The sequence below is a fragment of the Aeromonas sp. Y318-1 genome (genome assembly GCF_027706125.1).
Taxonomy (GTDB): Bacteria; Pseudomonadota; Gammaproteobacteria; order Enterobacterales; family Aeromonadaceae; genus Aeromonas; species Aeromonas hydrophila.
Genome location: NZ_JAPDCM010000010.1, coordinates 16959 through 34961, shown reverse-complemented (window position 1 = coordinate 34961; position 18003 = coordinate 16959). Strand labels below are relative to the sequence as shown.

Sequence of the window (18003 nt, the reverse complement as noted above, 5' to 3'; positions counted from 1 at the left end):
TGGTCTCGCGGGCCATCGGCTGATATTATGGCCACAGATCTGACCACTTGATGGCCCCTTATCGACAGCAAGACGGACCCGACCCATGCCCAACAAGCTGATTGAGCGACTGCGCGGCAGCCTCTCGACCCTGCTCTATTTTCTCAACACCCTGTTCTGGTTTATCCCCATCCTCACGCTGGGCCTGATCAAGCTGTTGCTGCCCTTCAAGGGTTGGCGCACCCTCTGCAACGCGCTGCTGGATGGCAGTGCCGGCTGCTGGATCGGTTTCAACAACCTGATCCAGAAAACCATCATCAGAACCCCTTTCGATGTGGTCGGAGTGGACAAAGGGCGCCGGAATGAGTGGTATATGGTGATTGCCAACCATCAATCCTGGGTCGACATACTGGTACTGCAGCGGATTTTTAATCAAAAAATCCCCTTCCTGAAGTTTTTCCTCAAGAAAGAACTGATTTGGGTACCTTTTCTCGGCCTGGCCTGGTGGGCGCTGGATTTCCCCTTCATGCGGCGATATTCGCGCAAGTTGCTGGAAAAGAAGCCGCATCTGAAGGGAAAAGACATAGAGACCACGCGCCAGGCCTGTGCCAAGTTCCGCCATATTCCGGTGAGTGTGATGAACTTCGTGGAGGGCACCCGCTTCACCGCCCGCAAACACGACAAACAGGCAGCACCCTATCGCCACCTGCTGCACCCGCGGGCGGGCGGCATCGCCTTCACCCTGGCGGCCATGGGTGATCAGCTGCACAAGCTGGTGGATGTGACCATCGCCTATCCGGATGGCATCCCCAGTTACTGGGACTTCATGTGCGGTCGGGTCAAGGAGATCAAGGTTCGAGTCCGCTTTTTGCCGATCGAACGCAATCTGGTGGGGGATTACTTCAATGACCCCGAGTTCCAACAAGAGTTTCAACAGTGGCTGAACGGGATCTGGCACGAGAAAGACCAGACCCTGGATCAGCTGCTGGCGGACAAGACGCCCTCAACGACGCCATGCTAACCCTGCTCCCAGGTCCGCTGGTGCTGCTCATCAGCGCCGGCCTGACCATACTGTTTACCGCCCTGTGCGCCAGCCTGATCCTGCTGGTGTCACTGGCCAAGCTGCTGCTGCCGATCCCGGCCTTTGGCCGTGCCTGCAGTCGCCTCAACAACCGTTTCATGCGCCTGTGGCTGGCCTGCAACGCCCTGGTGATCCGCCTCACCACCCACATCGACTGGCAGGTGGAGGACGACACCCGGCTGCGCAAGGATGGCTGGTACCTGATCGTCAGCAACCACATGAGCTGGACCGATATCGTGGTGCTGGGTCATCTGTTTCGCGACCGGCTGCCGGTGCCCAAGTTCTTCATGAAGCACGAGCTGATCTATATCCCGCTGCTGGGGCTGGCCTGCTGGGGGCTCGACATGCCCTTCATGCGTCGCTACTCACGGGAGTTTTTGCTGAGGAACCCGCATCTGCGGGGCAAGGATATCGAGACCACCCGCAACGCCTGCGAGAAGTTTCGCCACATCCCCACCACCGTCATCAACTTCGTGGAGGGGACCCGCTTCACCGAGGCGAAGCGCGACGCCTCCCGCTCCCGTTACCAGCACCTGATGTCACCCAAGGCGGCAGGGCTGGCCTTCACCCTGGCGGCCATGGGAGAGCAGTTCGACAGCCTGATCAACGTCACCATCAGCTACCCGGACAACCCAGAAACCCCCTTCAAGGATTTCCTGATGGGGCGGATGAAGCGCATCCGGGTACGGATCGAGGAGCTGCCAGTGGATGAGCAGCTGGTGGGGGATTATTTCAACGACAAGCAGTTCAAACGCGGCTTCCAGCAGTGGCTGAACCAGCGCTGGCAGGAGAAGGACGCCGTGCTGGCGCAGTGGCAGGCAGCCGATGCGGCGGCTCAGGCCGAGCCGCAGGCAGCCAAGGCGAGTGCCGAGGCCAGCTCGGGCAGCTGATCCTCGCTGAACACCCGGATGCCGTGGCGGCGCAACAGGGCCGTGGTCATGCCCTCGCCCGCCACAGAGACACCCTCGAAGCGGCCGTTGTAGATGCGGCCGCTGCCGCAGGAGGGGCTCCCCTCCTTCAGCAGGGCGAAGCGAATGCCCTGAGCCTGGCAGAGTTGCAGCGCCAGCCGGGCGCCGTGATCGAACTCGGCCGTCACATCCAGTCCACCCTCGGTCACCACCCGCTCGCCTTGCCGTTCGGCAGGCGGGCGCGGGGTCGGCAGACCACCCGCCACCTCGGGGCAAAACGCCAGCGCTCGCCCTTCAGCCCCCAGCTCGCGCAGCCAGTCGCTGACAATGCCCTTGCTCTGGCCGTCGTAGCGCACCGGCTGGCCCAGTAGGCAGGCGCTGACCAGCACCTTGTGCACGCAGGTCTCACTCATGCTTTGCTCCCCCGCTGGCTAAAACCTGGGCCCTCGTAGCCCAACGAACATGGGCCCAGCAGGCAGGCACTTACCAATACCTTGTGCACACCTGCCCCACTCATGCTTCCGCTCCGTTCATCACCTGATCGAACATCACGCAGCAGGGGCTCTCCATCCGGTAGAGGATGGCGGGGCGCTGCTTGCCGGTACGCTTGCGACCGGTATCCAGCAGGATGCCGGCGCGGTGGATCCGCTTGCGAAAGGCCGCCGTGTTCATCGGCGTCTGCAGGATGATCTCGAAAGCCCGTTGCACCTCGGAGAGGGTGAACTCTGCCCCCAGCAGTTGCAGCGGCAAGGTGCTGTAGCGGCTCTTGATCCGCAGCCGCTCCAGCCCCCGGGCGATCAGCTGGGTGTGGTCGAAGGCGAGGCTGAGCCCCGGCAGGTCACAGAGCGGGTGCCAGCAGCCGTGCACCGCTTCGACCTCGGAGTCCACCAGGCAGAGATAGACCAGGGTGGTGGACCAACCACGGGGATCCCGCTCCAGATTGCCGAGGGTGCAGACCTGTTCGCTGTAGCAGTGGCCCAGCCCCCACTCGGTCAGCAGGCGATGGCGAGCCGCGTCCAGATCCCGATCCCGGGTCTCGTCAATGCGCAGCGCCGGCAGTTGCCAGCAGTGGGCAAAGGGCGGGCGATCGCGGGTCTCAAGCAGCAGCTCGAGCCGCTCCTCGTTCAACCGCAGCACCACCATATCCAGACTCATTCTCAACATGCCGATCGCCCTGCTCGCCTTCGATTAATGTTTGGTAGATAATATCACACGAATAGTATGTGCAGGAGCCACTCAATGGGAACCGTCGCCAGCCTGGATATTGATGCGCAGAAGGGCTTTACCCCCCTCTGCCCGAACGAACTGCCCGTCGCGGGCGGGGATGATATTGTGGCTGCGCTCAACGCTCAGGCCACCCTCGCCAGCCTGCGGATCGGCAGCAAGGATTCGCATCCCGCCAACGCCGCCTGGGCCGTCAGCGATCCCGCCGGCATGTTGCTGCCGCTGGACTTGCCCAACGCCGACCTCACCTGGCCGGTGCACTGCGTGCCGGGTACCCGCGGCTTCGAACTGCTCGACGGCCTGCCGGCCCCGGTCGATTACGACTTCTTCGTCTGGAAGGGGGTCGAGCCGGATCTGCACCCCTACGGCACCTGCTTCCACGATCTGGCCGAGCGCCGCAGCACCGGACTCATCGAGTTTCTGCAAGCCCGTGGCGTCACCACTGTGCTGGCCGGCGGCCTCGCCACCGACTACTGCGTCAAGACCAGCGTGCTGCAGCTGCGCCGTGCCGGCTTCCGGGTGATCGTCCATCTCGATGCCTGTCGTGGCATCGCCCCCGAGACGGTTGCCAGCGCCCACACCCAGATGATCGAGGCCGGCGCCGAACTCGCCCAGAGCCTGATCGATGTACAACGCCTGCTGGACGCCTGATATGCCCCTCATTCTCATCAGCCTGCCCGATACCGGCGTCTGCAATCTACAAAAGCGGCAGGGGAGCGCTCTTGCGTTCACCCGCCTGCGGGGAGTCTGATATGCCACCCATACTCAACAGCCTGCTCGATACAGATGCTTACAAGCTGCACATGCAGCAGGCGGTGTTCCATCGCTATCCGGATGCCGAGGTGGTGGCCGAGTTCCACAGCCGCAACGAAGAGGATCTGCTGCCCATGATGGGCCAGATTGAGGAGCAGCTGCACCTTGCCGGCTCCTTGCGGCTGACCAGGCCCGAGCTCAACTTCCTGGCCGAGCGCCCCTTCTTTACCGCCGATTACCTCGACCACCTGCGCCGCAAGCCGCTGGATGCCTCCCTGCTCAAGGTGTTCGAGCAGGACGGTCGCATCAACGTGCGGGTCGAGGGCCCCTGGCAGGACGTGATCCTGTGGGAGATCCCGGTGCTCGCCATCATCAGCGAGATGCGCAACCGCTTCCGTTACCCCCAGTTCGGCGTCAGTCAGGCGCTGGAGCGGCTCGATCAGAAGATCGACAAGCTGGAGCGGGAGCTGAGCCGGGAGGAGATGAACGAGTTCAACCTCATCGACTTCGGCACCCGGCGCCGCTTCTCCCTCGCGGTGCAGGATGCGGTGGTGGGTCGCCTCAAGGAGCGGCTGCCGGCGTTTCGCGGCACCAGCAACTACCTGCTGGCCCAGAAATACGGCCTGCCGGCGGTGGGTACCCAGGCCCACGAGTGGTTCCAGGCTCACCAGCAGCTCGGCTTCCCGCTCGAGCACAGCCAGCGGGCCGCCCTCACCAGCTGGCTTGATGAATTCACCAATCACCTCGGCATCGCGCTCACCGACTGCATCACCATGGATGCCTTCCTGCGCGACTTCGACTTCGAGCTGGCCAGCCGCTATCAGGGACTGCGCCACGACTCCGGCGATCCCGTGGTGTGGGGCGAGAAGGCCATCAGCCACTATCAGCGACTCGGCATCGACCCTACCGAGAAGACGCTGGTGTTCTCCGATGGCCTCAACCTCGACAAGGCGGTCGAGTTGTTCCGCCACTTCCGCGGCCGCATCAACACCAGCTTCGGCATCGGCACCAAGCTCACCTGCGATCTGCCCGGCGTCAGCCCGATGAACATCGTGTTCAAGCTGATGGAGTGCAACGGCGGCCCGGTCGCCAAGATCTCCGACAGCCCCGGCAAGACCCTGTGCCGGGATGCGGACTTCATCCGCAACCTCAAGCAGGCGTTCCACGTCGGGGTCTGACCTCGGCCAATCTGATGGCAAACAAAAAGCCCGCCGGTTTGCACCGGCGGGCTTTTTTCATCGGGTCTGGCGGGATCAGTCTTTCTTGGCCAGCAGGAATTTCACCAGCTGGTTGAACTGCTCCTGGGAAGTAATGGATTCGATCTTCACCATGTACTTGCCATTGACCAGGAAGGCCGGCACACCGCGGATGTTGTAGCTCTCGGTGTTGCGGTCAAACTGGGAGACCATGCCGGAGACGGCGAAGCTGTCGACGGCACCGTCGAACTCCTCGGCCGGCACGCCGTTGTCCACGAAGATCTGCTTCACGTCGGCACGGCTCTGCGGGTACTGACGCTGGGTGTGGATCTTGTCGAAGATGGCCGGGGTCAGCTTGCCTTCAACGTTCAGCAGGCTGGCAACGGCGTAGGCACGCTGCATCTCCGGACCCATCTCGCGGCCCAGGAAGGCCACCGGGTTTTTCTTCATCGGCACGCCTTCCGGCAGGTTCTTCTTCAGATCCTCGGCAATCGGCTCGAACTTGGCGCAGTGGGGGCAGTAGTAGGAGAAGAACTCCAGCACTTCCGGTTGGGCGCTACCGGTCTGTTTGACCACATCGTAGTTGACGCCTTCCTTGAATTCGGGGGCGGCGTGAACCATGGGGATCATCAGCATGGCAGCAAGGAAAAATAGTACTTTTTTCATGACGTTTCCTGTTAAGGGATCACTGTGAGGCACGCCCGGCGAACCGAAGCAGTGCCAAGCCTATTGCGTCACCACTGCGCAGTCAATGGTCAAGCTGGGTGCGCGAGTCCCGTCTGCCGCCCGCTCTCTTTCCCTCATCACCAGCCCGGCGTCAGCGTCAGGGGGGGTGCCTTGAGCGCTTCCAGCTGGTCGTGCAGGGTCGCTATCTGCTGGCGCCAGTAGTGATCGGTGTTGAACCAGGGGAAGTGGCGCGGGAAGGCGGGGTCTTCCCAGCGCCGGGCCAGCCAGGCCATGTAGTGGACGATGCGCATGGCCCGCAGCGGCTCGATCAGCGCCAGCTCGCGCGGGTCGAACTCCATGAACTCCTCATAGCCCGCCAGCAGGGTATCGAGCTGGATCAGCTGCTCGTGCCGCTCGCCGCTCAGCATCATCCAGAGATCCTGAATCGCGGGGCCGCTGCGACAGTCATCGAGATCGACGAACAGGGGGCCGTCGCGCCAGAGGATGTTGCCCGGGTGACAATCGCCATGCAGGGAGATCTGGGCCACGTCCAGGGTCATGGCGTCACTGACATGCTTGATCAGCTCGTCCAGTACCCCGAAGAAGGACTTGGCCAGCCCGCTCGGCAGCCACTCGCCGGACGCCAGCAGCTGACGCGGCTCGTGCAGCATGCTCTCCACATCGAGCCGGACTCTGTGATGGAAGGGGCGGCTGGCGCCTATCTGGTGGATGCGGCCTAGGTAGCGCCCCACCCACTCCAGCTGGTCGAGGTTGTCCACCTCGAACTGGCGGCCCCCCACGCTCTGCCAGATGGCGAAGGGGTAGCCTTGATGCTCCAGCAAGGTCTCGCCGGCAAAGGCGATGGGGGCGGCAACCGGGATCTCCGCCTCATTGAGGCGGGCGGCAAAATCGTGCTCTTCGAGGATCTGGGCCCGGCTCCAGCGACCGGGACGGTAGAACTTCACCACGTAGCGGCGACGATCTTCATCCTGAAACTGGTAGACCCGGTTTTCGTAGCTGTTGAGTTCGATGAGACCGGAGTCGATACGCAGACCGCTGAGGTCCAGCGCATCCATGATGAGATCGGGATTGAGGTCGGAATAGTTGAAACGCATGTCATCCACCATGAGAAAGGGGCGCCGTTGCGCCCCATTCTATCACTACTGCTTATCATTGCCGCGCCCGATGACCGGCTAAAACCGGCCATGACGGCGGTCACAGCCGGCTGATGAACTTGCTTGGCTGGCGCAGGATCCCCTTGCTGTCGTCTGCGGCCGCCCCTTCGCGTTTGAGCACGAAGCGGATGTCCAGAGTCGGCTTCTTCAGATTGAAGGGGTCGACCGCCACGCTCACCGGCAGGGTGAAGATCTCGCCCGCCTTCAAGGTCACCTCGCGCGGGCCGAACCATTCGTGCTCCGGCAGCCCCTCCACATCCAGCTGATAGGTCTGGGGATGCAGGGTCTTGTTGAGGATCTTGAGGGTGTAGGTGTTCTCGATGAGCCCCTCGCTGTTCTCGCGGAACAGCTGATTGCGATCCCGCAGGATATCGAGCCCCATCGGCATGATGGACATGGCGTTGTAGACGAACACCCCCAGCATCACCGCCATCACCAGGCCATAGCCAATCAGCTTGGGCCGCGCCACGTGGGTGGAGTCGTTGGCCAGCTTGTGCTCGGTGGTGTAGCTGATGAGCCCCTTCGGATAGCCCATCCGCTCCATGGTCTGATCGCAGGCATCGACGCAGGCGCCGCAGTTGATGCACTCGTACTGCAGGCCGTCGCGAATGTCGATGCCGGTCGGGCAGACCTGCACGCAGAGGTCGCAGTCGATGCAGTCCCCCAGCCCCAGCGCCTTGGGATCGGCCTTGCGGGCACGGGCGCCACGGGTTTCCCCGCGCTTGGCGTCATAGCCGACGATGAAGGTGTCCTTGTCGAACATGGCGGACTGGAAGCGAGCATACGGGCACATGTGAATGCACATGATGGCGCGCATCCAGCCGGCGTTGCCGTAGGTACAGGCGGCGAACAGCACCACCCAGAAGATGACCCAGCCGCTGGCCTGCAGGGTGAAGAAGTCCGGCACCAGCTGGAACACATCCTGGAAGTAGGCGACGAAGGTGAGGCCGGTACCCAGCGACAGCAGGATCCAGGCCAGATGCTTGGCACCCTTGCGGGCCAGCTTCTCGGCGTTCCAGGGCGAGGCATCCAGCTTGCGGCGCTTGTTGGCCGCCCCTTCCAGCTTCTCTTCGAACCAGATGAACATGAAGGTCCACACCGTCTGCGGGCAGAGATAGCCACACCAGACCCGGCCGAGAAAGGTGGTCACGAAGAAGAGCCCGAAGGCGGCGATCATGAAGATCCAGGCCAGCAGGGTCAGGTCCTGCGGCCAGATGGTGGCACCGAAGATGTGGAACTGCTGGTGACCGATGTCGAACAGCACGGCCTGGCGACCGTCATAACGCAACCAGGGAATGGCGACGAAGAGCACCACGAAGAACCAGCCCATGACCTTGCGCACCCGCTGCCAGTAGCCGGTCTGGGCCCTCACGTAGATGCGGTTGCCGGGATTGAACCTGTCATCGCTCGCTTTGAAGGTATTGGGGTTGTATGTCCCCGTTACATCGCCGGTGACATCCTTGATATCGATCTTGTCCTGGTCGGCCATTGCAACACTTCGCTCCACTCATTAATTGTTATGGAGCGGATTATATCTTAAACAGCCTGCTAATTGTGTGGGTAAAATGTATCTAATGTTCGAGTGGCGTCGCAATTTCAAGCAACAAAAAAGACGTATCGCCAGTTGACGAAACGCCTTTTTGAGAGATTCTTTTGAACACCAATAAAGGCTCCAGCTGGAGCAATCTTTACTTGATGCCGCGGGCCTTGAGCAGGGCTTCCTTGAAGTCGGGCACGTGATCCTTGGCCAGGCCGGGGATCATCGCCTGCTTGTCGGATTCCCGCATCTTGAGGTGATAGATCAGCATGTCGTCGGTCAGCTCGGACAGAGGACCTTCAAATCCCGCTTCCTCGGCCAGTTTGGCAACAAACTGCACCAGGCTGAGATCCTGTTCCTTGATCCAGGCAGGCTGCAACAACTCCAGCAGCTCTTCGATACGATGACATTGCATAGACGACCTCTTTAATCTGTCTTGTGAAACTCAGGCAACCTTACCCATCAAGGCTACTTCGATACGATCCCGCCCATTATGCTTGGCCTGGTAGAGGGCCGCATCCGCTTTTTGAATCAGCTCGCTGATGGAGAGGCTCTGATCCGGCACCAGGGTCGCCACCCCGAAGCTGCAACTGACCCGCCCGGAAACCAGGGATTTCTGATGGGGAATGCTCAAATCCTTCAGCGCCACCCGCACGTTCTCGGCGATCTGCAGCGCCCCCTGCATGCTGGTACAGGGCAGCAGCAGGGCGAACTCCTCGCCGCCGTAGCGGGCGGCGAGATCGTCCTCCCGCCGCTGCACTTCGGCCAGCAGACCCGCCACCTGCTGCAGGCACTCGTCCCCCAGCTGATGGCCGTACAGGTCGTTGAATTGCTTGAAGTAGTCCACATCCACCAGCACCAGCGACAGCGGCGCCCGGGCCCGGTGACAGCGACGCCAGGCGCGCTCGAGGCAGTAGTCGAGGTGAGCCCGGTTGGCGATGCCGGTCAGCCCGTCCAAGCGGGAGGTGAGCTTGAGGTGCTCGGAGACCGCCTTCAGCTCGGCCACCAGATCGGCGTTGGAGAAACGGTGATAGAGGGAGGCCACCTGATCCCGCCGCAGGCGGCGCAGCAGGGTCGGCAGGAAGACGAACAGGTAGCCCGCCAGCATGCAGGAGACGATCCGCTCCTGCTCGTTGCCCGCCCCCAGCTCGAACAGCATGGCCAGCCCGAGCGGCAAGACGGCACCGTAGAGCGAGCGGCGGCTGCCGAACAGCATGATGGCACTGCCGGTGAGGATCAGGCTGGAGAGCATCATCATGGCCGCGCGATAGGTGTCGGGCAGCTTGTCCATATAGAGCAGCACGCCCAGCGCCCAGATGATGGAGGTGATCGTCACCCCGATGAAGAGCTCACGCTCCAGCACCGGCAGCGGGATCTGCGCCAGCCTGGGCTGACGCCAGCGCAGGTGCCAGCCTCGGCAGATCAGCAGCAGCAACACCCCGGCCAGCCAGCCGAGCGCTTCGGCGGCGGGCAGGTAGTCGTGGAACAGCAGGCTCCAGCCAAGCGCCAGCAGACCCAGGCAAGGCAGGCTGAATGAGGCGTGGGTATAGAGCTGGGCCATGATGGCCTGCTTCACCTGACGTGTCACACTCTGGGTCAACTGCGTACTCCCTGTACAAGAGCCGCACAGTCTACCACTACCCCTTCGGAGCCAACAATAAAACGTCCGTTATTAAGCGGTTAGTCAGTCGATGATGCCAGGCCCCGGCCTGCCGGCAGAGACGGCTCAGCCGCGTTCCAGCTCGTCGAGGATCGGGCACTCGGGGTTTTCATCCCCATGGCAGCAACCGACCAGCCCCTCGAGGGAGCTGAGCATCGCCTGCAAGCCGGCGATGCGGGCGCGCAGATCGACGATCTTCTCCTGCGCCAGCTTCTTCACCTGGGCGCTGGTTCTGTGCTCGTCCCGGTAGAGCGCCAGCAGCTCCTGACACTCCTCCAGGTTGAAGCCGGTCTCCCGCGCCCGCTTGACGAAGCGCAGCTCGCGCAGCGCCCCCTCGGTATAACTACGGTAGCCGTTGTCGCTGCGCACCGGCGCCGAGATGAGGCCGATGCTCTCGTAGTAGCGAATGGTCTTGGCGGTCAGTCCCGTCGCCTTGGCTACCTTGCTGATGTTCATGGATGACTCCTTAACGGTTCGATTCTGTGCTGACATGGGCGAGAGCCCGCGGCTGCCAACGCTTCAATAACAGGGAATTGCTCAATACTGTGATGCTGCTCAGGGCCATGGCCGCCCCCGCCAGCTCGGGGCTGAGGTAACCCAGCGCCGCCAGCGGAATGCCGATGATGTTGAACACGAAGGCCCAGAACAGGTTCTGCTGGATGGTGCGCCAGGTGGCCGCCGAGATGTCGATGGCATCGGCCACCAGCCGCGGGTCAGATCGCATCAGGGTGATGGAGGCGGTCTCCATCGCCACGTCGGAGCCGGAACCCATGGCGATCCCCACATCCGCCGCCGCCAGTGCCGGGGCGTCGTTCACCCCGTCCCCCACCATGGCCACCAGCCCGCTGGTTTGCGCCCGCAGCGCCTCCACTTTTTCCACCTTGCCGGCCGGCAGCACGGAGTCGAAGGCCCCGTCCAGCCCCAGCTTGGCGGCAATATGGGCCACCGGCGCCGGCGCATCACCGCTCACCAGCCAGCTGGCGATGCCGCGCTGGCGCAGGGTGGCGATGGCATCCGGGCTCTCGGGGCGCAGGGTATCTGCCAGTGCGGCTATGCCGGCCACCACGCCGTCGATGGCCACCCAGACCCGGGTCGCGCCGTCGGCGGCTTGCTGATCCTGCGCAGGCGGTTCAATACCGAGCTGGTCCAGCAAAGAGCCATTGCCGATGGCGACCGTGTGACCAGCTACCTGACCGACAATACCGGCCCCAACCCGCACCTCGACGGCTTCCGGCTGGGGCAACGTAGCCTCCTTGCCGACTGCCTCGCGCATGGCCAGCGCCAGCGGGTGTTCGCTCGCCTGCTGCAGGGCGGCGGCGAGGCGCAGTTGCTCGTCGTTGCCGCTCCAGCTGGCCAGCACCGGCCGGCCCTGGGTCAGGGTGCCGGTCTTGTCGAAGATCAGCGCCTTGATGGCGTGGGCCTTCTGCAGGGTATCGACATCCTTGATCAGAATGCCGTGGCGCGCCGCCACCCCGGTACCGGTGACGATGGCCGCCGGTGTCGCCAGCCCCAGCGCACAGGGACAGGCGATCACCAGCACGGCCACCGCCGCCAGCAGCGCCTGACCGAAGTCGTTGCTGATGGCGTACCACACCAGCAGGGTGAACAGGGCGATGGCCATCACCACCGGCACGAACACGGCGGAGACCTTGTCCACCAGCTGCTGCAGCGGCGCCTTGCCCATCTGGGCGTTCTCTACCAGTGCGATGATCTTGCTGAGGCTGGAATCCTCCCCCACCGTGGTGGCTTCAATCTCCAGCACGCCGGAGCGGTTGATGGCTCCGCCCAGCACCTTGTCACCCTCGCCACGGGGCACCGGCAGGCTCTCGCCGGTGAGGATCGACTCATCCAGCTCGCTCTCGCCGCTCACGATTCTACCATCCACCGGCACCCGCTCACCCACCAGCACCCGCAGCCGATCGCCGCGCAGCACCTCGTCGATGGCAACGCTCTGCCAGCTCTCGCCACGCCAGACGGTGGCGGTTTCCGGCCGCAGCGCCATCAGTTCGCGAATGGCGGACTGGGTGCTGCGCCGGGCCCGAGCCTCCAGCAACTTGCCGAGGGAGATCAGGGTGATGATGATGGCGCTTGCCTCGAAATAGAGCTGGCCGCTCGCGGCCATCCCCAGCGTCAGCAGTAAATAGAGGCTGTAGAAGTAGGCCGCGCTGGTACCGGTCGCCACCAGCACATCCATGTTGGCGGAGCGGTTCTTGATGGCGAGCCAGGCACCACGATAGAAGCGGGCCCCGATCCAGAACTGCACCGGGGTGGCGAGCACCAGCTCCAGCCAGGCGGGCAGATGCCAGGGCAGCAGACCAGCCATGGCCAGCATGCCCGCCAGCAGCGGCAGGGTGAGCAGGGCCGAGACGATGACCCGGGTCTGCGCCTGACGGGCGCTGGCGGCCTCCTGCGCTTCCCGCTCCAGCAACTGCTGGCGGCGGCCGCTGGCTGAGCCCTGCGCCAGTTGGGCGCCAAAGCCGAGGGCCTCTATCTGCTCGCGCAGGGCCGCGGACGTCTGCATCCCGGGTACCAGCACGATACGAGCCTGCTCGATGGAGAAGTTGACGTCGGCGGAGATGACGCCAGGCAGCGCCGCCAGCATCTTGTTCAGACGGGCCGAGCAACCGGCACAGGTCATGCCGGTGATTTGAAACAGGATGGTCTCGCTGCCGTAGTCGTAACCCTGCGCCTTGATGCTCTCCAGCACCGCAGGCAGGCGGTCAGGGCTGGCCAGCTCGATGGCCGCCTGCTCCAGTGCGAAGTTGACGGTGGCCTGCACCCCGTCGAGCTTGTTGAGGGCGGTCGTGATGCGGCCGGCGCAGTTGGCGCAGCTCATGCCGCTGAGCGGCAACTGCAGATGAATCGGTGATTGAAGATGAGTGGTCATGTTGTTCCTCCCCGGAACCAGTCGGCCAGAATGAGCGCCGACCAACAAACCCTAACCTTTACTGTAAGGGTAAACTCAAGCCACATGATCCACTTTTTGCAGATGAAAAAAACGGCGCCCGTTTGCTGCCAGAAAGCCAACGGGCGCCGCCTTCAACGATTGTGCGGTGTGAACTGCGACTCAGATACCGTACTGGGCGCGGTAAGCCTTCATGGCGGCCAGTTGCGCCGCCAGCTCCGGCTGCTCGGCCTGCTTCTCTTCCAGATACTGGATCAGATCGCTCATCTGAATGATGGCGATGATGTGGGCGCCGTAGTCACGCTCCACCTCCTGAATAGCGGAGAGCTCGCCCTTGCCCTTCTCCTGACGGTCCAGCGCGATCAGCACGCCCGCCAGCGAGGCGCCGTTGGCCTGGATCAGATCCATGGATTCGCGGATGGCGGTACCGGCGGTGATGACGTCGTCCACCAGCATGATGCGCCCCTTGAGCGGGCTGCCCACCAGATTGCCGCCCTCGCCGTGATCCTTGGCTTCCTTGCGGTTGAAGCACCAGGGCACGTCCACGTCGTGCTGCTCCACCAGTTGTACTGCGGTGGCAGAGGCGATGGGGATCCCCTTGTAGGCCGGGCCAAACAGCACATCGAACTCGATGCCGGCATCCATCAGGGCGGCGGCATAGAAGCGGCCGAGACGGGCCAGATCGCGGCCGCTGTTGAACAGACCGGCGTTGAAGAAGTAGGGGCTTTTACGACCGGATTTCAGGGTAAATTCGCCGAATTTGAGGACCTGCTTCTCCAGGGCGAACTCGATAAATTGACGCTGGTAGGCTTTCATTCTGGCTCCTTGCTTGGCTTGTCGTTTACTTTCGTGGGGTATAAAAAAACGCGGTCAATGCCGCGTTTTTAAAATCAGGAGAGCGACTGCTTCTGCAGCGCAATGATGTCGGCGATGCCGCCCTTGGCGAGCGCCAGCATCTCCAGCAGCTCTTCATGGGTGAAGGGTTCAGCCTCCGCGGTGCCCTGCACCTCGATGATGCGACCATCCTCGGTCATCACCACGTTCATGTCGGTCTCGGCGGCGGAGTCTTCGATGTACTCCAGATCGCAGATGGCTTCCCCTTCATACATACCGACGGAGACGGCGGCGATCATCTGCTTGAGCGGGCTCTGCTTGAGCATGCCCTTCTCGACCATCCAGTTCAGCGCGTCGACCAGCGCCACGCAGGCACCTGTGATGGCGGCGGTGCGGGTGCCACCGTCGGCCTGCAGCACGTCGCAGTCAACGGTAATGGAGTGCTCACCCAGCGCGGTCAGGTCTACCGCGGCGCGCAGGGAGCGGGCGATCAGCCGGGAGATCTCCAGAGTGCGGCCGCTCTGCTTGCCGGAGGCCGCTTCGCGGTTCATCCGGGAGTGGGTGGAGCGCGGCAGCATGCCGTATTCGGCGGTCACCCAGCCCTGATTCTTCCCTTTCAGGAAGCGCGGCACGCTGGTGTCGACGCTGGCGGTGCAGAGCACGCGGGTGTTGCCGAATTCCACCAGCACGGACCCTTCAGCATGCTTGGTGAAGTGGCGGGTAATGGTGACCGGACGAAGCTGCGCGGCAGTACGATCGCTGGGACGTGACATGGGACGGACCTCTGGGCTGGCTCAAATTGGCGGGCGATTATAAGTGATCCCGCCCCAAATATCAGCCGCTAAAACCATGCTGTCGGCTGACGGAGCAGGGCTGGCTGAGTATACTGGCCCCACACTTCATCAAGCCCGGAACAATCAATGATTCACAGCATGACCGCCTACGCCCGCAAGGAACTCAAGGGCGACTGGGGCACAGCCGTTTGGGAAATTCGTTCGGTCAACCAGCGCTATCTGGAGACCTACATTCGCCTGCCGGAACAACTGCGCAGCCTGGAGCCGGTTCTGCGTGAGCGCTTCCGCGCCAAGCTGCAGCGCGGCAAGGTGGAGTGCAACCTGCGCTTTGAGGCCGCGCAAGCCGTTGCCAGCCAGCTGCACATCAATGAAGAGCTGGCCAAGCTCATCATCGACAGCGCCAACTGGGTGATGAAAGAGGCGGGCCAGGGCCAACTCAACCCGGTCGACGTGCTGCGCTGGCCAGGCGTGATGGCTGCCGCCGAGCAGGACATGGATGCGGTCGCCACCGAGCTGCTCGGCGGGTTTGACCTGACCATGGAAGATTTCCTCGCTTCCCGCGCCAGCGAAGGGGCCAACCTCAAGTCCCTGATCGAACAGCGTCTGGCCGGCATTCAGGTAGAAGTGAAGAAGGTGCGCGTGCACCTGCCGCAGATCATCGAGTGGCAGCGCCAGAAGCTCACCGACCGGCTGGCCGAAGCCAAGGTAGAGCTGGATCCGGCTCGTATCGAGCAGGAGATCGTGCTGCTGGCCCAGAAGATCGACGTGGCCGAAGAGCTGGATCGTCTGGAGATGCACATCAGCGAGACCAACAAGATCATGAAGAAGGGTGGCGCCTGCGGCCGCCGTCTCGACTTCATGATGCAGGAGTTCAACCGCGAGTCGAACACCCTCGGTTCCAAGTCCATCAACGCCGAGGTGACCCAATCCGCCGTCGAGCTGAAGGTGCTCATCGAGCAGATGCGCGAGCAAATTCAGAACATCGAGTAATCGATACAAGAAGCCCGTCAACGACGGGCTTCTTTCATTTGACGACGCGCCAGGTTGGCGGCCTGCGCCAGATCGGATTTTCACGTTGCACCGACAGCATCTGACTCACTTGTGCGGTATGCTGTCACGCTGACGATCAACCATGACCTCTGTTGAGGCCTGCCTTATGAAATACCTTGTAGTTCAAACCAAACAGATAGGGGATGTGCTGATCTCCACCGCGCTGTGCAACAACCTCAAGCAGAATGACCCAAGCGGCGAGGTTCACTATCTGGTCATGGATTATTGCGCGGGTATGGCGCAGGGCAATCCCAATATCGATCGGCTCATCATCATCGAGAAGGCCAGGCGCAACCAGTGGCGCTACATGAAGGATCTGCTGCTGGCCATTCGCCGCGAGCGCTACGACGTGGTGGTCAACAGCCAGGGCCAGATGATCGGCCTGCTCAGCTGCCTCTTCTCCGGCGCCCGCCTGCGCATCGGGTTTGACTCCTTCCCCTGGCGGCTCGGCCACAACCGCATAGTGCGTTTTCGCAAAGACACCGAATTCCAGGGCAACAGCACCCTGGTTGACGACCGCTTCTCGCTGCTCAAGCCGCTCAAGCTGGCCAGCGAGGATCGCAACTACTACCTCTGGCTGAGTGTAGAAGAGAAGCAACAAGGCAAGGATGCCCTGCTCGCCGCCGGCGTCGACCTGAGCCGCCCGCTGATCGCCATGGGCGTCAACTCGCTCGGGCACTACAAGCGCTGGCCCATCGACTGCTTCGCCAAGGTCGCCCAGTGGCTGATCGAGCAGCACGATGCCCAGATCCTGATCTACTGCGGACCGGGGGAAGAGGAGTACAACCGCGGCCTGAAACCGCTGCTGCCCGCCGCCCTGCAAGCCAGCGTCTTCGACCACATCAAAACCCGCTCGGTACGGGAGCTGGTGGGGCTGTTCGCCCACTGCCGGCTGTTTGTCGGCAATGACACCGGCCCACGGCATATGGCGCAGGCCATCGACCTGCCCCTGCTGACCATAGTGGCTCCGGGCGGCGACAAGATCATCGCCAACCCGGTCAACCACCCCCGTTATCAGGCCATCGATGTGTTCGATGCCAAGGGACCCGACTTCCAGCTGCCACAGAACGCGGAAAAGGACTTCATCGACGAAGCTCTGCTGCGCGCCATCACGCCCGAGCTGGTGATTGAACGGCTGACAGCGCTGCCTGGTTGGCAAGCAGCCACGCCCTGAAAGTACGCTCGAATTCGGCCAGATCGAGGGAGTTGATATCCTGCTCCCGGGTATTGGTCGAGAACAGCACTGTGGCTGACGGGGAGTTGGGGTGCCACTCCAGGAAGTTCTCGTTGCCGCCCCCTATGTCCGGGTTGTAGAGGCCAAGAATGGGCTTGTGCAGCCCGGCGGCGATGTGCACCGTCGCCGTGTCCACCGAGATCAGCCCCTGACACCGGCGCAGCTGGGCGAACAGCCCGGCCAGCGAGGGCGCATCCGGTGACAGCAGCAGGCGCTCCGGTCGGCTCAAGCCGGCCCGGATCCCGGCCACCTCCTCCTCCATACCCGGCGGGTAGAGCAGACAGATGGCGCAAGAGCCGGCCGCCAGCATCTGCTCAAGCATCTGGCTGATAAGCTCGGGCCGCAGGCGGCGGGAGCTGCCACTGCCATAGGGGTTGAAACAGAGGACCGGCTCGGCTGGCCACCAGCTGGCCAGCGCATCGGGCGGGCTCATGGTCGGGACTATGTATTGCTGGTCCGGATTACTCACGCCAAGTCGCTGCAGCAGCAGGGCGAACTTGTCGGAGAAGTGCATGCCGCTGGAGGCCTTGCCCAGCTTGAGGTTGACCGCCTGCAGGGCATCGTCCATGCCGGCAACCCAATCTGCCCTCACCTGACTGATGAAGTAGATGTCCTTCATTTTCAGCATCTTGCCAAAGTGCACCAGACACTCCACCTCCCCCAGCGAGCGTGCCAGCCGCTTGAGCTGGCCATAGCCCGGCCGCTTGGGTACCTCTATCACCTTGTCCATGCCGAAATGATCGCGAAACAGGGGAGCCATGGCCGCAGTCGTGACGATCCACACTTCCCGCTCCGGGCTGGCGCGCTTGATTTCGCGGGCCACCCAGGACGAGACGATCGCATCCCCCAGCTTGGCATCCCAGCGCAGCAACACTATCTTCCCCTTGCGCTCATGCAGCGGGGCCGGTCGTTTGCGATCGAACAGCAGCTGCCCCAGCTTGCGGCGAAGAATGTCACGCTGGAGTTGCAGATCGTTGATTAATGACATGAATCCACCAGAAGGGCCA

General features: G+C 62.8%; 18 protein-coding genes. 6 read left to right on the top strand and 12 right to left on the bottom strand.

The genetic code is table 11. The annotated features are described in order from the left end of the window. The first annotated feature begins 85 nt into the window (after nucleotides 1–85). A complete protein-coding gene (locus OKB87_RS15580; RefSeq protein ID WP_269384800.1) occupies nucleotides 86–1000 on the top strand; it encodes an acyltransferase in 915 nt (304 codons plus the stop codon). Next, the gene (locus OKB87_RS15575; RefSeq protein WP_270827933.1) at nucleotides 994–1950 is read left to right on the top strand and encodes an acyltransferase; all 957 of its coding nucleotides are present in this window, start codon (nucleotides 994–996) and stop codon (nucleotides 1948–1950) included. The genes OKB87_RS15580 and OKB87_RS15575 overlap by 7 nt, the downstream gene beginning before the upstream one ends. Here the strand turns inward: OKB87_RS15575 and OKB87_RS15570 are convergent. After that, nucleotides 1896–2381 carry a DUF523 domain-containing protein gene (locus tag OKB87_RS15570; protein WP_270827932.1) on the bottom strand — a complete coding sequence of 162 codons (486 nt, stop codon included), beginning with the start codon at nucleotides 2379–2381 and terminating at the stop codon, nucleotides 1896–1898. The two genes, OKB87_RS15575 and OKB87_RS15570, sit on opposite strands and share 55 nt — an antisense overlap. A gap of 100 nt (nucleotides 2382–2481) precedes the next feature. Further along, nucleotides 2482–3132 carry an NUDIX hydrolase gene (locus OKB87_RS15565; protein WP_011707866.1) on the bottom strand — a complete coding sequence of 217 codons (651 nt, stop codon included), beginning with the start codon at nucleotides 3130–3132 and terminating at the stop codon, nucleotides 2482–2484. Nucleotides 3133–3207: 75 nt separating this feature from the next. Here OKB87_RS15565 and OKB87_RS15560 point away from each other — a divergent pair, with 75 nt between their 5' ends. Together OKB87_RS15560 and pncB are read left to right on the top strand one after the other, a co-directional pair. Then, the gene (locus tag OKB87_RS15560; RefSeq protein ID WP_045788782.1) at nucleotides 3208–3843 is read left to right on the top strand and encodes a nicotinamidase; all 636 of its coding nucleotides are present in this window, start codon (nucleotides 3208–3210) and stop codon (nucleotides 3841–3843) included. A 101-nt stretch (nucleotides 3844–3944) separates the two neighbouring features. Beyond that, complete coding sequence (gene pncB / locus OKB87_RS15555; RefSeq protein ID WP_029302345.1) at nucleotides 3945–5123, top strand: nicotinate phosphoribosyltransferase; 1179 nt, start codon at nucleotides 3945–3947, stop codon at nucleotides 5121–5123. 75 nt (nucleotides 5124–5198) lie between these two features. On the opposite strand, the gene OKB87_RS15550 is transcribed toward pncB, so the two are convergent. The 9 genes from OKB87_RS15550 to rph all read right to left on the bottom strand — a co-directional run bounded on the left by OKB87_RS15550 (nucleotide 5199) and on the right by rph (nucleotide 14691). Then, nucleotides 5199–5807: a thiol:disulfide interchange protein DsbA/DsbL gene (locus OKB87_RS15550; RefSeq protein WP_011707872.1), complete on the bottom strand. Its 609-nt coding sequence runs from the start codon at nucleotides 5805–5807 to the stop codon at nucleotides 5199–5201. Between the two features lie 137 nt (nucleotides 5808–5944). Next, nucleotides 5945–6934, bottom strand: a complete 990-nt coding sequence (locus tag OKB87_RS15545; RefSeq protein WP_073352190.1) for a serine/threonine protein kinase — start codon at nucleotides 6932–6934, stop codon at nucleotides 5945–5947. 88 nt (nucleotides 6935–7022) lie between these two features. Continuing rightward, a complete protein-coding gene (gene ccoG / locus OKB87_RS15540) occupies nucleotides 7023–8471 on the bottom strand; it encodes a cytochrome c oxidase accessory protein CcoG (protein WP_270827931.1) in 1449 nt (482 codons plus the stop codon). Between the two features lie 199 nt (nucleotides 8472–8670). Beyond that, entirely contained in the window at nucleotides 8671–8934 is a 264-nt protein-coding gene (locus OKB87_RS15535; protein ID WP_005306857.1) for a YihD family protein, read from the bottom strand. A gap of 30 nt (nucleotides 8935–8964) precedes the next feature. Continuing rightward, nucleotides 8965–10119, bottom strand: a complete 1155-nt coding sequence (locus OKB87_RS15530; protein WP_017409683.1) for a GGDEF domain-containing protein — start codon at nucleotides 10117–10119, stop codon at nucleotides 8965–8967. Nucleotides 10120–10245: 126 nt separating this feature from the next. Beyond that, nucleotides 10246–10635: a Cu(I)-responsive transcriptional regulator gene (gene cueR / locus OKB87_RS15525; RefSeq protein ID WP_010635698.1), complete on the bottom strand. Its 390-nt coding sequence runs from the start codon at nucleotides 10633–10635 to the stop codon at nucleotides 10246–10248. Nucleotides 10636–10645: 10 nt separating this feature from the next. Further along, on the bottom strand, nucleotides 10646–13066 hold the full coding sequence (locus OKB87_RS15520; protein WP_270827930.1) for a heavy metal translocating P-type ATPase: 2421 nt from the start codon (nucleotides 13064–13066) through the stop codon (nucleotides 10646–10648). 180 nt (nucleotides 13067–13246) lie between these two features. Further along, a complete protein-coding gene (pyrE, locus tag OKB87_RS15515; protein ID WP_010676102.1) occupies nucleotides 13247–13900 on the bottom strand; it encodes an orotate phosphoribosyltransferase in 654 nt (217 codons plus the stop codon). A 74-nt stretch (nucleotides 13901–13974) separates the two neighbouring features. After that, entirely contained in the window at nucleotides 13975–14691 is a 717-nt protein-coding gene (gene rph, locus OKB87_RS15510) for a ribonuclease PH (RefSeq protein WP_024945517.1), read from the bottom strand. 147 nt (nucleotides 14692–14838) lie between these two features. On the opposite strand from rph, the gene OKB87_RS15505 reads away from it, so the two are divergent. Together OKB87_RS15505 and OKB87_RS15500 are read left to right on the top strand one after the other, a co-directional pair. Next, nucleotides 14839–15702 (top strand): YicC/YloC family endoribonuclease, encoded by an 864-nt coding sequence (locus tag OKB87_RS15505; protein ID WP_270827929.1) that lies wholly within the window; start codon nucleotides 14839–14841, stop codon nucleotides 15700–15702. Nucleotides 15703–15868: 166 nt separating this feature from the next. Then, nucleotides 15869–16936: a glycosyltransferase family 9 protein gene (locus tag OKB87_RS15500; protein WP_242796922.1), complete on the top strand. Its 1068-nt coding sequence runs from the start codon at nucleotides 15869–15871 to the stop codon at nucleotides 16934–16936. On the opposite strand, the gene OKB87_RS15495 is transcribed toward OKB87_RS15500, so the two are convergent. Then, complete coding sequence (locus OKB87_RS15495; RefSeq protein WP_270827928.1) at nucleotides 16872–17984, bottom strand: glycosyltransferase family 9 protein; 1113 nt, start codon at nucleotides 17982–17984, stop codon at nucleotides 16872–16874. The two genes, OKB87_RS15500 and OKB87_RS15495, sit on opposite strands and share 65 nt — an antisense overlap. Nucleotides 17985–18003 lie beyond the last annotated feature (19 nt).

Excerpts from the sequence above, each read along its gene's own strand:
- rph (WP_024945517.1), bottom strand. The coding sequence starts at position 14,691 with ATGTCACGTCCCAGCGATCGTACTGCCGCGCAGCTTCGTCCGGTCACC.
- OKB87_RS15580 (WP_269384800.1), top strand. The coding sequence starts at position 86 with ATGCCCAACAAGCTGATTGAGCGACTGCGCGGCAGCCTCTCGACCCTG.
- OKB87_RS15570 (WP_270827932.1), bottom strand. The coding sequence starts at position 2,381 with ATGAGTGAGACCTGCGTGCACAAGGTGCTGGTCAGCGCCTGCCTACTG.
- OKB87_RS15550 (WP_011707872.1), bottom strand. The coding sequence starts at position 5,807 with ATGAAAAAAGTACTATTTTTCCTTGCTGCCATGCTGATGATCCCCATG.
- pncB (WP_029302345.1), top strand. The coding sequence starts at position 3,945 with ATGCCACCCATACTCAACAGCCTGCTCGATACAGATGCTTACAAGCTG.
- OKB87_RS15560 (WP_045788782.1), top strand. The coding sequence starts at position 3,208 with ATGGGAACCGTCGCCAGCCTGGATATTGATGCGCAGAAGGGCTTTACC.
- pyrE (WP_010676102.1), bottom strand. The coding sequence starts at position 13,900 with ATGAAAGCCTACCAGCGTCAATTTATCGAGTTCGCCCTGGAGAAGCAG.
- OKB87_RS15520 (WP_270827930.1), bottom strand. The coding sequence starts at position 13,066 with ATGACCACTCATCTTCAATCACCGATTCATCTGCAGTTGCCGCTCAGC.
- OKB87_RS15505 (WP_270827929.1), top strand. The coding sequence starts at position 14,839 with ATGATTCACAGCATGACCGCCTACGCCCGCAAGGAACTCAAGGGCGAC.
- OKB87_RS15545 (WP_073352190.1), bottom strand. The coding sequence starts at position 6,934 with ATGGTGGATGACATGCGTTTCAACTATTCCGACCTCAATCCCGATCTC.
- OKB87_RS15495 (WP_270827928.1), bottom strand. The coding sequence starts at position 17,984 with ATGTCATTAATCAACGATCTGCAACTCCAGCGTGACATTCTTCGCCGC.
- cueR (WP_010635698.1), bottom strand. The coding sequence starts at position 10,635 with ATGAACATCAGCAAGGTAGCCAAGGCGACGGGACTGACCGCCAAGACC.
- OKB87_RS15500 (WP_242796922.1), top strand. The coding sequence starts at position 15,869 with ATGAAATACCTTGTAGTTCAAACCAAACAGATAGGGGATGTGCTGATC.
- ccoG (WP_270827931.1), bottom strand. The coding sequence starts at position 8,471 with ATGGCCGACCAGGACAAGATCGATATCAAGGATGTCACCGGCGATGTA.
- OKB87_RS15565 (WP_011707866.1), bottom strand. The coding sequence starts at position 3,132 with ATGTTGAGAATGAGTCTGGATATGGTGGTGCTGCGGTTGAACGAGGAG.
- OKB87_RS15535 (WP_005306857.1), bottom strand. The coding sequence starts at position 8,934 with ATGCAATGTCATCGTATCGAAGAGCTGCTGGAGTTGTTGCAGCCTGCC.
- OKB87_RS15575 (WP_270827933.1), top strand. The coding sequence starts at position 994 with ATGCTAACCCTGCTCCCAGGTCCGCTGGTGCTGCTCATCAGCGCCGGC.